The organism is Gordonia amicalis (assembly GCF_022059885.1).
GTDB lineage: Bacteria > Actinomycetota > Actinomycetes > Mycobacteriales > Mycobacteriaceae > Gordonia > Gordonia amicalis.
Map to the genome: position 1 here is coordinate 232,087 of NZ_CP091855.1, position 13,652 is coordinate 245,738.

A 13,652-nucleotide genomic window follows, 5' to 3' on the forward strand; every position below is an offset into this window, starting at 1 on the left:
GTGACACGGATGTCCGAACATGCAGTGCAGGTGCGTCCCGACTGGCGACGGGGAACGGTGACCGGCGACGGCGTCACCCTCGCGACCTTCGAACTCGGGGACCCGGAGAATCCGACGGTCATGCTGGTGCACGGCTGGCCCGACACCCACCATCTCTGGACCCACATCGCACCTCGGCTGGCCGAGAAGTATCACGTGGTCGCCTATGACTGCCGCGGATTCGGCGAAAGCGACCGTCCAGGCGAGGTCGGTGCGTACCGGCTGGCCGAGCTCGCCGACGACCTCTTCGCCGTCGCCGAAGCGGTGAGTCCCGACGCTCCCGTGCACGTCGTCGGTCACGACTGGGGTTCGGTCCAGGCCTGGGAGGCCGTCAGCCGACCGAGGTCGCACACCCGCATCGCATCCTTCGTCTCGGTCTCCGGACCCAACCTCGACCACCTCGGTCAGCTGTTACGCGAAGGACTGACCCGCCCGACACCCCGCCGCATGCGAACCATTGCGACGCAGTCACTCTCATCGGCCTACACGGGACTGTTCCAGCTGCCGGTGCTGCCGAACGCCCTGCTGACCGCACTGGGAAGTCCGCGGGCGTGGAAGCAGTTCCTGCACACCATCGAGGGCACCCCACCGGAGAACGTCGTCGTCGCCGAGACACTGCGCCGCGACATGATCACCGGACTCGCGCTCTATCGCGCCAACATCCGCCAGAAACTGGCCCGCCCGGAGCCCCGCTCGACCGCGGTGCCGGTGCTGCAGGTGGTCAACGAGCGCGACATCGCCCTGCGTCCGGCCATCTACGACAACACCCCGACCTATGCGGCCAAGCTGTGGCGGCGCGACACCCCGACCGGCCACTGGCTGCCGTATACCAAGCCGGGCTACCTGACCGACACGATCCTGGATTTCCTTGCCGCGCAGACCGACAACGAGGCGCCGCCGACCGTCGAGCGGTCGCGGGTGTTCGCCGAACCGAAACCGTTGGCCGGAAAGCTGGTCGTGATCACCGGCGCGGGCAGTGGCATCGGTCGGGAGACCGCACTGCTCCTCGCCGAGCGCGGGTGCGAACTCGTGCTCGCCGACCGGAACCTCGACACCGCCGCCGAGACGGCGCAGGCCTGCAAGATCGCCGGCGCGGTGGCGCACGCCTACCTCCTCGACGTGTCCGACACCGACTCGTTCACGTCCTTCGCCGCGACGGTCCGGGAGAGCCACGGGGTACCCGACATTGTGATCAACAACGCCGGGATCGGCTTGGCCGGTGGGGCTCTCGCCGCAACCGACGAGCAGGTCGATCGGCTCTTCGACGTCAACCTGCGCGGGGTCATCACGGGGAGCCGCGAGTTCGGCCGTCAGATGGTGGACCGCGGAGTGGGCGGGCACATCGTCAACGTCTCCTCGGCCGCGGCGTTCACGCCGTCGCGCAGCCTCGGCTTGTACTCGGCGTCGAAGGCGGGGGTCCTGCTGTTCTCGGAGTCGCTGCGCGCCGAACTCGCCGAGCACCGCATCGGTGTCAGCGCCATCTGCCCGGGCATCGTCGACACCAACATCGTGTCGTCGTCGCCGATCGCCGGACTGGACGCCGATACCGAACAGGCACAACGAGATCGGCTGAACCGCTTCTACCAGCGCCGAGGTTTCACCCCGGATCGGGTGGCCGTCGAGATCGTCTCGGCGATCGAGCACAACAAGGCAGTCGTCCCGGTGACGCCCGAGGCGAAGGTCGGTTATCGCATATACCGTTTCGCGCCGTGGCTGTCGCGCATCGGCGCCCGACAGAAGGTGACCGGATGAGCACCGTCGAACGCCCGCGTCCGGACCTGAGCCACACCGATCAGACGAGTGCTGATCAAGCCGATCCCGGCCCGGTCGAACTGCATGCCCGCAACGTGGCATTCGACTGGGACGACGTGCCCCTGCACTGGATTCCCGGCCACCCGGTGGCGTCCAACTTCATCAGCGTGTTGAATCTTCTTCTCCCGGAGGGGGAACGCTGGTTTGTGCAGACCTACAACGAGGCGCTGCCGCTGGTGGCCGACGAGGAACTCGCCTCTCGCATGCGGGGTTTCATCGGACAGGAGGCGATGCACGCCGAAGCTCACGACCATGTGCTGTGGGAGTTCCTCGATCACCACGGCATCGATCCACGTCCGTACCAGCTGCAGATGGAGTGGGTCTTCCGCAGAGTTCTCGGACCGGCGACGAGCGGCCCGCCGCAAGCGCGGCACAAGCACCTCATCGAGCGGTTGTGGCTGATCGCCGCCCTCGAGCACTACACCGCGGTGCTCGGCGATTTCGCACTGAACAACAACTGGATCGAGACCGGCGCGCATCCGACGATGGCCGATCTGTTCATGTGGCACGGCGCGGAGGAAGTGGAACATCGGGCCGTCGCGCACGACGTCGCAGCCTATTTCGGCGACAGTTACCTCCGCCGCGGGCGCGCGATGCTCGCCGTCCTCCCGATGCTGCTGTTCCTCATACAGCGCGGCTACCGGTTCATCATGAAGCAGGACACGTCGGTGTCCTACAACTACATCCAGAAGAAGTGGCAGTTCCACCGCGGCGTGCGCGCCAACGTCCTGCCCCCGCTTCGGAGCATCGTCTTCTCCACATTCAGTTACTTCCGGCCCGGCTTCCGCCCCGAACAGATCGGCAGCACCGCCCAGGCCGTCGCATACCTCGCCAAGTCACCGGCCGCACGCAACGCGGCCTGAGAGACTCCGATGAACCAACGCGCACATCCGCATTCGACGAGTCTCACCCAGCCACCGCCACATCTGTACGGGCGGTGGCGCCGCGATCCGATCCTCACCGTCGGGACCGCGTTCATGCGGGCGTGGTAGCCGGCCTGGCGGCCGCTGTCCCCGCTGAGGCCGGCGCCGGTCAACGACGGGATCACCCACGTCCGCATCGTGGACCGCGAGGTCGTCGCACATGACGAGAACGTCATCGCGCTGACCCTCACGGCCGCGGACGGCGGGGTGCTGCCGTCGTGGCACGCGGGTGCCCACATCGACGTGCTGCTCCCGTCCGGCCGCATGCGCGAGTACTCGTTGTGCGGCGACACCGCGGACCGTGAGCACTACCGCATCGCGGTGCGGCGCATCCCGGACGGCGGTGGCGGTTCCATCGAGGTCCACGACGCTTTGGAGATCGGCGACGTGATGTCGATCAAGGGACCGCGCAACGCTTTCCCCCTGGCGGTACCCGGCCACGGATCGCCCGCTCGCCGGATTCGCTTCATCGCCGCCGGGATCGGCATCACGCCGATCCTGCCGATGCTGACGGTGGCGGAGCGCTTCGGGCTGGACTGGTCGATGATCTACACCGGTCGCTCGGCCGACTCGATCCCCTTCCTCGACGATGTGGCGAGGTTCGGCGACCGCATCACCATCCGCACCGACGATCGGCACGGACTGCCGACGATGTCGGAACTGGTCGGTCCGGTCCCGGATTCGGACGCCGACCTCGCGGTGTACTGCTGCGGACCGGTTCCGATGCTGGAGAACCTCCGCCGCCACCTGGCCGACCGCGCGGACATCGAACTGCACTACGAACGTTTCAGTCCGCCACCGGTGGAGGACGGCACACCGTTCACGGTGACGCTGGCGTCCACGGGGGAACGGATTCCGGTGGCCGCCGACGAGTCGGCGCTCGCCGCGCTCCGGCGAGTGATGCCGTCGGTGCCTTACTCGTGTCAGCAGGGCTTCTGTGGCACATGCAAGGTCAGGACGTTGTCCGGCGACATCGACCACCGTGACAACATCCTGACCGAGCCCGAGCGGGAGGCCGGGACCATGCTGACCTGCGTGTCACGCAGTGCCGGCGGGAACCTCACGCTCGATCTGTGAGGTGGCCACTTCTCCCTGCGGACGCACCCCCGCTCCCTGAGGAGCATCCGGAGCTTGCGGAGGATGCGTCTCGAAGGGCCCTTCCTGCGAATCCGGCGCCGCGTGACGTCCGGCGACGGTGCCGCGCAACAGGACTACCGCTGCCACACCGGCCGTCGCGGTGATGACCACCGCCGCCCACACCGCGTTGTGCAGACCGTCCATGAACACCTGCTGTACCGCGACCCGGACCGTCTCGCTCATCGCGGCGGGCACCCGACCGGCGACCTCCACCCCGGCCATCACCGACTGTCCCGCGGTCGCGACCACCTCTCGTGGCAATCCGCTGTCCGACAGCCGATCCCCGATTCCCGCGACGTAGACCGAGGTCAGGATCGAGCCGAGCACCGCAACCCCGAGGGTGCCGCCGATCTCACGGGTGGTGTCGTTGACCGCGCTGCCCGCACCGGCCTGCTCCGGACGCAGAGCATCCATGATGAGCTGCGTGCACGGTCCCGAGATGAAGGCCAGGCCGGCGGCCATCAGCGACATCGACCAGACGATGAGCTCCCAGTAACCCGAAGCGCGCGAGGAGATCTCGACGAGCGCGAAGCCACCGGACATGAGGAAGGCACCCGCCACGGCGACGAAGCGTGGGCCGAACCGGTGGGACAGGGCCATCGCCACCGGCGACAGCACCGCCATCACGATGGCGAAGGGCAGGGTTCGCACACCTGCGGCCAGCGGACCGTATCCCTTGACCGCCTGGAAGAACTGGGTGATCAGGAAGATGAACCCGAACAGTGCGAAGAACGCCACGCTGATCATCCCGGCTGCGGTGGCGAACTGCCGGTTGGCGAACAGTCGCACATCGAGGATGGGGTGGGCCATGCGTAGCTGCGTCACCACGAACACGGACAGGATCGACAGGGCCGCAACGATTCCGAGGACGGTTCGGACCTCACCCCAACCGACGTGAGGTGCCTCGATCAGCGTGTAGGTGAGAAGCCCCAGACCGGCAACCGACAAGCCCACTCCGACGGCGTCGAATCGCGGCACCGCCAACGGCCGGGTACCGGGGACGACCGCGAGGATCACCGCCAACGCGGCCAGACCGAATGGGACGTTGACCCAGAAGACCGAGGTCCACGAGAAGTGCTCGAGCAGCCAGCCACCCAAGACGGGACCGATGGCGACGGCCACACCGGAGACGGCCGCCCAGATACCGACGGCCGTCGCCCGCTCCCGGGCGTCGACGAAGATCGTCGTGATGATCGCCAGCGTCGCCGGGAACACCAGTGCGGCAAAGAGTCCCAGGCCGCCGCGCGACGCGATGAGCTGGCCCAGGTTCTGCGACGACGCCGCCAGGATCGAGACCGCCATGAAGCCGACGACGCCGGTGAGGAGCATCCGCCGGTGGCCGAACCGGTCACCCAGATAGCCACCGGTCAAGAGCAGGCCGGCGAACACGAGCGTGTAGGCGTCGACGATCCATTGCAGGCCGGAGATCCCGGCGTCGAGGTCGCGGGCCAGCGTCGGCAGAGCGACGTTGACGATCGTGTTGTCGATCATGACCAGCAGTTCGGCAAAGCTGAGGGCGCCGAGCGCCCACCAGCGTGAGCCCATACGTCCTGTACGCATCGGCATTCTCCTGTTCCGTGAGCTGATGAAGTCCAGATGAAGTAGAACCTCGTCCTACAGTTATAGAACATTGTTCTATTCCAGAAGAACACCGTGCTAGTAGATTGTCAATATGCCCACCGCAAAGCCGCGCACCCGAACCTCCGCCGCCGACGTCCGGTCGGCTCTGCTGCGCGCCGGTCGTGCGATCCTCGAGCGCGACGGCGAAGCCGGGCTCACCGTGCGGGCGGCCGCAGCTGAGGCGAAGGTCGCGCCGATGGGCGTCTACAACCACTTCGACGGTCGCGATGGACTATTGGATGCGCTGGTCACCGATGGTTTCGCCGAGTTCGCACGAGCAGTGGGAGCCACCGACGACGACCCGGTCGCCCGCTTACGGAACTCCGGTCGCGGTTACCGCGAGTTCGCCGTGTCGAACCCCGTTCTCTACGGGCTGATGTTCTCCACGCGCTGCACGCCGGATCTCGAGGTGGCGGCGCATGCATTCGACGTACTCGTCGACGTCATCCGGTACGGACAGGTGGCCGGCGTCGTGATGGCCGGCGATCCCGCCGATCTCGCCATGCAGGCCTGGTCAGCGGTTCACGGTGCAGTCAGCCTGGAACTCGCCGGCACGCACCCGCCACAGGTCGACGGCGCGGCGAACTACGAGAGGGTACTGGCGTTCGTCGCGCGAGGCCTGGCGCCGAGCCCCGCCGACTGATCACGGCAGGACGATCGGCGGCAGTCCGGGAATCGGATTCGGGATCGTCACGCCGCGCTGCGGACGCGGTGCGCGGGATCGTGGTCGCGGTGCCGGCCCCTGCTCGTTGGTCACCACCGGCGGTGGCGGTGGGGTGTAGCGCTGCGCGGGCTGACGCGCCTCGGCGACGATGGCCGGGTCGGCGTACTCCTGGCCGGTCGGCGCCGCGGTGGTGGGCGCCGTCGTGGTGGGCGTGGTCGTGGTGGGAGCAGCAACGGGCGCCTGCGAGGAGTCATCGTTCCCCGTGGCCAGTGCGACCGCGACCGCGGTGATGGCCAGCGCACATACCAGCGCCAGGCCTGCCAGGACCGTGCGTCGCGAACGGGACGGCACCGGAGCAGGTCGGCCGTAGGGCGAATGCTGTTCCGGCGCAGGGAACGTGCGATCGGCCGGGATCATCGGGGCGGTGCCGACGGCCTGCGGACCCGGGTCAATTCGCCGTGCCGCGTACTCGAAGGCCGTCGGCATGTTCACGTGCTCTCGAACCGGCGCAGGGTCTTGCGCGGGTGGAGTTCCGAAGACAGAGGTCGCTGTGGCACCGAATGCCGTTGCGGGCGCGGGATCCACCGGACGTGAAGGCTGCTCACTGGATATGCGGTCAACATCGACGACCGGGAAATCGCCTGAGCGACCAGGGCTCCCGATCGCCGGCTCGGTCACCTCGTCGGCCACAAGGTTCGGCGTCGTGTCGACGACTGATTCTGCGTCGAGTTCGACGGTGGCATCGACAACATCTTCGACCTCGACTGCGACCCCGGACTCCTTGTCGGGGTCGGCACCGGCACGCGCAGCTTGTGACTCTTCGGCGCTCTCGGCCGCCACGGCGTCCGGCTCGGTCGATGTGTTGTCGGTGCTGTAGCTGGTGTGCGCGGCGGCGCTGTTGTCTGTATCGACGCTGTGGTCTGCGGCGGCGCTGTTGTCTGAATCGGCGCTGTGGTCTGCGTCGGCGGCGGGCGCGGTTCCGTCGTTGTCGGGGTCAGCGGACGTCGCTGCCTCGGCGTCGGGGGCGTCGGCAGCCGCATCCGGTGTGTGCGCTTCCCGCGGGCCGCTGAGCGGTACAGCCGGCACCGTGGCCGTCAGCGGACTGGGAGCAGCGTCGACGACCGGTACCTGTACGGCTTTGGCGATCCCGTCGCGCAGGCCGGGCCACACGCTCAGACCGTCGGTGATGACGACTGCGGGGGCCTGCGCACCGGCCACTGCTGCGCGCGCCAGTTCCTCACCGCGTGCGATGAGCGCGCCGCCCGCCTCCTCGACATCCCGGCGTGCCAGGCGGAACAGCCGAATGTGTCGGCGTCCCATAAGAAATGTGCCGTCGGAATCCTGCAGGCGTTCGCGTCCGCGGGCGATGAGATCGAAGAGTTCGTCATGCCATTCCGGCGATGTCGGTGACTCGACGCGCCCGATCTTGATCAGATGGTCGGCGATGGCGCGGTCGAGCGCACCGACGGACAGGGCCACGTCGGAATAGGTGTCGGCGACCGCGCCCCGGGAGGTGTCGAACCGCCCGACGGACACGCAACCGTTCCCGTCGAGACCCAGCAGTACCACCTCAGGGGCGTCGAGCCCGCGCTGACGGAGTGTGGCCCGCACGTCGTCGAGCACGGCGGGATGAACCGAGACCTCTGCAGACGCAGAGGCCGGCCCCAGGGCCGCATCGAACACCGTGTCGGTCATCTGATCAATTCCTGCACTTGTGTGCACCTCGCCCTACACGCCCCCACGGCGAGAAGGTGCCCCCGTCAATCGCGGGGTTAACCTAACACGTCCACTCGGGGAACCGCTTTCGACGAAGCCCCGTTCACCTGCGTGAACGAACTTGTTGTCCCAATTTTTCGCGCCGGCACCGGACCGCCCAGCGCCCGGTAGTCCCACCCGGCGTCCCGCCAGGCCTGTGGGTCGAGGCAACGACGGGTGTCGACGATGCGCTTGTGGCGGACCACGGGCGCGAGCTCGTCGGGTGACATGTGGACGAACTCCGCCCATTCGGTGGCGATGACGACGACATCGGCGCGATCGCAGGCCTCGCGCGCCGACGCCGCGTAGCCCAGCGTCGGCTGCACCCGGCGCGAATTGCCCATTGCCTGCGGGTCGAAGACGGTGACCGAGGCCCCGTCCAGCGCGAGACGGCCCGCAACGGCGAGCGCGGGAGAGTCGCGGACGTCGTCGCTCTCGGGTTTGAAGGCGGAACCGAGTACGGCGACATTGCGGCCCAACGCTTCTCCGCCGAGCGCCTCGGCGACGAGTTCGGCGGCGGCGCTGCGCCGACGCATGTTGATGGCGTCGACCTCGCGCAGGAACCCGACCGCGCGAGGGGCGCCCATCTCGTCGGCGCGGGCGGTCAGCGCTCGGATGTCCTTGGGTAGGCAGCCGCCGCCGAAGCCCAGTCCCGCGTTGAGGAACCGCCGGCCGATCCGGGGATCGTGGCCCATGGCGTCGGCGAGCGTACCGACGTCGGCACCGGCGATCTCGCACAGTTCACTCATCGCGTTGATGAACGAGATCTTGGTGGCGAGAAACGCATTGGCAGACACTTTGACGAGTTCAGCAGTGGCCCAGTCGGTCTCGATCAGAGGCACACCGGTTTCGAGTACCTCGCGATAGATGTCTCGGACCACCTCGCCGGCCAGCGACACCGCCGGTGCGGCCTGCGGGTCGTCGACGAGCCGTCCGGCACCGAGGACCAGCCGGTCGGGCGACAGGGTGTCTTCGACGGCGAAACCCTCCCTCAGGAACTCGGGGCTCCACGACAGCTCGACGTCGGCGCCCGGCGCCGAGAGTCGCGAGATCCGTTGCGACAGTTCCTCACACGTGCCGACCGGGACGGTGGACTTGCCGATGAGGACGTGCTGGCCGCGAAGTGTGGGAACCAGTGTGTCGACGGCCGCGTGGACGTGGGACAGGTCGGCGCGGTGTCCGCGGTCCTCCTGCGGGGTGCCGACGCCGATGAAGTGGACCGAGGCGTGGTCGGCGGCGATCGAGTGGTCGGTGGTGAATCGAAGCCGTCCGGCGTCGAGGTTGCGGCGAAGGATGTCGGAGAGCCCGGGTTCGAAGAACGGGACGTCACCGGCCTGCAGGCGTTCGACCTTCCGCGGGTCGATGTCGATGCCCACGACGTCGTGTCCGAGCTCGGCCATACAGGCCGCGTGCGTCGCGCCGAGGTATCCGCATCCGATCACCGTGAGCTTCATGGTCGCAACGATTACCCAGGCGGGTGTGCCGTGAACCAACCGCGGCGTTGCGTGTGGTGATCGGTCGGGTGAACTTCTCAGTCGTTCTTGAGGAAGTTCAGGTACGCCTTCGACGGGGTGGGTCCGCGTTGCCCCTGGTACTTCGAGCCGACCTTCGCGCTGCCGTAAGGGTGCTCGGCCGGGCTGGTGAGGCGGATGAGGCACAGCTGGCCGATCTTCATGCCAGGCCACAGCGTGATCGGCAGGTTGGCCACATTGGAGAGTTCCAGGGTGATGTGTCCGGAAAAGCCGGGGTCGATGAAGCCGGCGGTCGAGTGGGTCAGGAGGCCGAGCCGCCCGAGCGAGGACTTTCCTTCGAGGCGTCCGGCGAGGTCGTCGGGCAGGCTGCACACCTCGAGGGTGGAGCCCAGCACGAACTCACCCGGGTGCAGCACGAAGGGCTCACCCTCGGTCGGTTCGACGAGGGTGGTCAGTTCGTCTTGGCGTTGGGCCGGGTCGATGTGGGTGTACCGGGTGTTGTTGAACACGCGGAACAGACTGTCGAGCCGGACGTCGACGCTGGAGGGCTGGACGAGCGCAGGATCGAATGGATCGATGGCGAGGCGCCCGTCAGCGATCTCGGAGCGGATGTCGCGGTCGGAGAGCAGCACGGTGTCGAGGTTATCGAATGGTCAGGGTGGATCTGCGCCGGTGTCCGTCGGCCCAGACGCCTCGTCCTGCCCGTGACCACTCGACCGGCGTCGACGGGCATCGGCTCGCATCCGGTTGAGGACCTCGTCGGTGCGGTTGGCGTGATTGACCTTCGGGGTCTGATCCGGGTGCGACGTCGGCGGGTGCCAGACGACGCGACCTGCGTCGACCCCATCGGTGGCGATCGTGGTGGCCCACTGGTCGTCGCCGGGGCCGACCGCACGGTTGTGCGGTCCGCATGCGGTGGTCATGTTGTCGATGTCGGTGGGGCCGTCGTCGGCTGTCCATTCGGCCACGTGGTGCAGTTCGGAGTCGAAGGACGACCGCGTGCAGCGTGGACACGTGCAGCCGCCATCGCGACCCACCGCGGCGATCCGCTGCGCCCGGGATGCCAGGCGCTTGGCCCGTCCGAGGTAGAGGACCTCACTGGTGTGGTCGCGGAATACCTCGAGGTACTGCTGCGACTCGGCGGCGAGTTCGACGACATCCTTGATCGGGAGTAGCGCCCCCGTCGCGGTGCGCGCGGGAGCCCCGGCCCGGTTGCGGAGCGCCGATTCGGTGATCGTGACGATGACGTGCGGCGGCAGTCCGTGATGGGAACGACCGAGCGCGCCGTCGTCGAGTGCGTACCGGAGCAACGCCGAGAAGGCGTCGTGGTTGCGTTTCGCGGTCGACCGGTTGTCGCGTTCGGCAGCGGCCGCGAGGGCATCGGGATCAGCACTGCCGGGGTCTCCGACGGGTGACTCCGGGTCGTCGGGGTTGTTCATGCCCGGCGCTGCCCACACCGCCAGTACGACGTCGAGCATCGCCCGGGTCTTGGGGTCGAGGTCGGCGGTGAGCTTGGACATCAGCTGTGCGTCCTGAGGGCCGAGGCGCATGCCGCGCATTCGGGCACGGTCGCGGTCGTCGGTCAGGGTTCCGTCGGGATCGAGGTGGGCGAGAATCCGCCCGCCGAGTTCGCGCAGCGAGGACGGGTCGTAGTCGCGGGCGTAATGCGCAAGCGTCGCCTCGGCGGCTTCACGGTCCGCCGGGTCTGCGGCGGCCGGGACCTTCTTCATCACCTCGACGATGACGTCGACGTTCCGCCCCGAGATCTCGCCTTGGGCAACACCTTTGGCGGTCTCCGGGAATCGCGGCTCGAGTGCCTCGCCCTGCATGTCGGGGAACTTGCCGATCGCCCACACGCGGTTGAGTAGCCGGGTGGCCTCTCCGCTGCGGTTGAGCACGCTGGTGACGAAGTTGGTGACGGTCTGGCTGCCGGCTTTCCGGTATGCGGAGCGTTCGTCGATGTCGATGATGTGGGCGGCGAACGACGTGAGCATGCGACGCTCGGCGCGTTCGTGCTCCATCGCGACCTTGAGCAGGTCTGTGTCGGAACAGTCCGTGGACGCCGTCTCGCTGATCTCGTCCAGCAGCGCGTGTAGACGCTCGTACTGGTCGAGAAGAAGTGGCTGTGATGCAGATGGCTCGCCTAAAGCCATGATTTAACCCCCGTCATCATGGCTTTACTCGAAACTATGTTCGATAGTACGGGCGTCCGCGCCGGTGCGCAACCCCGGCTCGGAAAGAATCTTCGCGCCGCTCGCGAAGACCCCGACGCCGGTTTGCTAGGCTTTCGGACGCGAGCCCAGCGCTCGCACGCCGATGTAGTTCAATGGCAGAACATCAGCTTCCCAAGCTGAATACGCGGGTTCGATTCCCGTCATCGGCTCCACCAGCACCGCCTTGGAGCGATGTTTCGCAAGTCTCGGCCGACACCTCAGAGTCGATCACACCGAGCTCCGCGTTGATCCAGTGGTGTTCGGTGTCGTCGGGTTCGCCTCGGCGTGAACGACTCTCAGCACCGGAACCGCCCCTAAGCACAACCTCCAAGACCTGTTCGAATCCTTTGGGCGTCACGTCCACTTCCACTGCCGTCTTCGCCGAGAGCCCGCGCGATCCAGCGCATCGCGGCGAGCTTCACCGCTGCGGGGGTATCGTCGTCGGTGGCGATACCGACGTTCAAGACCGGTACGTCGCCGAAGGCCCAGCACAAACCTGCCGGTAGTGGGCGGGGTTAGCCAGGTGCCCTTGCGAGGGGCGCAGGCGACGCCTCTCTTGCCGGGCGGGAGGCCATCGGGCCATGCACGACACTCCCACGACCGCTCGCACGCGCACCTACACTGAGCTTCGATGAACCGGCCGCACGAGCACCACCACCACGGTGAATCCTGCGTGGCCAGGGTTCCGCTGTTCTCCCGGCTGAGCCACGACCAGCAGGACGAGGTGGCATCGCTGGCACGACCTGTACGCGTGGGCCGCGGCGAGACTTTCGTGTGGGCGGGCCGGGACACCGCCAAGCTGTTCGTGGTGCACGAGGGCCTGGTCAAAGTCGGGCGCACCGCCGAAGACGGGCGTGAGGTCACGCTGCGCCTGCTGGGGCCCGGCGACGTCGAAGGGGAGGTCGGCTTTCTCACCGGTGCCCGGCCGGAGAACGACTACATGGCCCTCGAGAGCTCCACGATGTGCGTGTTCGACCACAGCATGCTGACCGAGCTCGTGCACCGTTACCCGGACATAGGGGTGGCGATGCTCCACTCGCTGGCGACGCGACTACAGGAGACCGAGCGGCGGCTCGCCGCCCGCACCCTCGTCGACGTCAGCGCCCGCATCGCGTCCTACCTCCTTGACCTGCCGGCGACGCGGAGCCTCGACGGAGCGCTGACCGTTCGGCTGCCCGTGTCCAAGAAAGACGTGGCCACCTATCTCGGCACCATCCCCGAGACGCTCAGCCGACGGCTCGCGGCGCTCGAGCGCGAGGGACTGATCGATGTGCGTGGTGCCGAGGTCGACCTGCTGGATCTCGAGGGCCTCGAGCGGCGGTCCGGCGGCTCTTGACCTAGGTCATGGAGCCAGGACGGACACCGGTCTAGTTTGGTGATTGCACCTGGTAGGCAACCAAGGAAAGGAGCCCGCCATGAGCATCAGCACCGCGGTCCACCGGCTTCTCGCGCTGTTCGCACGCGATGCCTCCGCCCACTGCGACACCGAGAACGGCCCAGCCGCCACCGACGGCCGCCGGGCGCTCGAGAGCGGGAACGTCAACATCGCGCTCAAGTGGGTCCAGCCCAGCGACGAGAACGAGATCCGGGCCGCTTTCGACAAGGTCCTGCGTGTCCGTGCCGCCGGCGGGGAGGCCCGCGAGGTGGCCGACCGGTGGTTCCTCGAGACCCTGGTCAGGGTTCACCGGGCGGGCGAGGGCGCCGGCTTCACCGGTCTCAAGCCCGCCGGCGAAGGCGTCACCGCGCAGGTCGCGGCAGCCGACGAGGCGCTGGACCTCGGCAGCATCGAGCCGCTGCGCGGACTCGTCGCCGACGACCGCTGGGACGAGCTCGAGCGCCGGTTCGATCGGGCCATGGCGCTCAAGGGCTTCGACACCGACGACCTGGACGCCGCTCGCGAGTACATGGACGCCTACGTCCGGTACTTCAAGTACGCCGAGGGTCACGAGCACGAGCACGGGCACGCGCACGCCGGGCACCACTGATGTGCCGGCTCACCAGGGTTCGGTCACACTCG

General features: G+C 67.8%; 10 protein-coding genes, 1 tRNA gene and 1 pseudogene. 7 read left to right on the forward strand and 5 right to left on the reverse strand.

The genetic code is table 11. The annotated features are described in order from the left end of the window. Positions 1-9: 9 nt before the first annotated feature. The 3 genes and pseudogenes from IHQ52_RS01090 to IHQ52_RS01100 all read left to right on the forward strand — a co-directional run bounded on the left by IHQ52_RS01090 (position 10) and on the right by IHQ52_RS01100 (position 3,851). Positions 10-1,791, forward strand: coding sequence for an SDR family oxidoreductase (locus IHQ52_RS01090; RefSeq protein WP_096274733.1), 1,782 nt, complete (start codon positions 10-12; stop codon positions 1,789-1,791). Then, the gene (locus IHQ52_RS01095) at positions 1,788-2,714 is read left to right on the forward strand and encodes a metal-dependent hydrolase (protein WP_096274734.1); all 927 of its coding nucleotides are present in this window, start codon (positions 1,788-1,790) and stop codon (positions 2,712-2,714) included. The genes IHQ52_RS01090 and IHQ52_RS01095 overlap by 4 nt, the downstream gene beginning before the upstream one ends. A 9-nt stretch (positions 2,715-2,723) precedes the next feature. Next, positions 2,724-3,851 (forward strand): annotated as a pseudogene (locus IHQ52_RS01100) (PDR/VanB family oxidoreductase). Here the strand turns inward: IHQ52_RS01100 and IHQ52_RS01105 are convergent. Then, positions 3,813-5,471, reverse strand: coding sequence for a DHA2 family efflux MFS transporter permease subunit (locus IHQ52_RS01105; RefSeq protein WP_024497369.1), 1,659 nt, complete (start codon positions 5,469-5,471; stop codon positions 3,813-3,815). The pseudogene IHQ52_RS01100 and the gene IHQ52_RS01105 sit on opposite strands and share 39 nt — an antisense overlap. Positions 5,472-5,583: 112 nt before the next feature. Here IHQ52_RS01105 and IHQ52_RS01110 point away from each other — a divergent pair, with 112 nt between their 5' ends. After that, complete coding sequence (locus IHQ52_RS01110; protein ID WP_024497370.1) at positions 5,584-6,174, forward strand: TetR/AcrR family transcriptional regulator; 591 nt, start codon at positions 5,584-5,586, stop codon at positions 6,172-6,174. On the opposite strand, the gene IHQ52_RS01115 is transcribed toward IHQ52_RS01110, so the two are convergent. The 4 genes from IHQ52_RS01115 to IHQ52_RS01130 form a co-directional block, all read right to left on the reverse strand. Next, the gene (locus IHQ52_RS01115; protein WP_024497371.1) at positions 6,175-7,890 is read right to left on the reverse strand and encodes a hypothetical protein; all 1,716 of its coding nucleotides are present in this window, start codon (positions 7,888-7,890) and stop codon (positions 6,175-6,177) included. 77 nt (positions 7,891-7,967) lie between these two features. After that, positions 7,968-9,404: a UDP-glucose dehydrogenase family protein gene (locus tag IHQ52_RS01120; protein ID WP_024497372.1), complete on the reverse strand. Its 1,437-nt coding sequence runs from the start codon at positions 9,402-9,404 to the stop codon at positions 7,968-7,970. Positions 9,405-9,481: 77 nt separating this feature from the next. Continuing rightward, positions 9,482-10,054, reverse strand: coding sequence for a dCTP deaminase (gene dcd / locus IHQ52_RS01125; RefSeq protein ID WP_024497373.1), 573 nt, complete (start codon positions 10,052-10,054; stop codon positions 9,482-9,484). Between the two features lie 21 nt (positions 10,055-10,075). Next, entirely contained in the window at positions 10,076-11,575 is a 1,500-nt protein-coding gene (locus tag IHQ52_RS01130) for an HNH endonuclease (protein WP_024497374.1), read from the reverse strand. Positions 11,576-11,734: 159 nt separating this feature from the next. On the opposite strand from IHQ52_RS01130, the gene IHQ52_RS01135 reads away from it, so the two are divergent. From IHQ52_RS01135 to IHQ52_RS01145, 3 genes are all read left to right on the forward strand, one after another. Continuing rightward, a tRNA-Gly gene (locus IHQ52_RS01135) sits at positions 11,735-11,808 on the forward strand. A gap of 458 nt (positions 11,809-12,266) precedes the next feature. Then, entirely contained in the window at positions 12,267-12,971 is a 705-nt protein-coding gene (locus IHQ52_RS01140; RefSeq protein WP_024497375.1) for a Crp/Fnr family transcriptional regulator, read from the forward strand. Positions 12,972-13,050: 79 nt separating this feature from the next. After that, positions 13,051-13,620 (forward strand): DUF6448 family protein, encoded by a 570-nt coding sequence (locus IHQ52_RS01145; protein WP_024497376.1) that lies wholly within the window; start codon positions 13,051-13,053, stop codon positions 13,618-13,620. Positions 13,621-13,652: the final 32 nt, after the last annotated feature.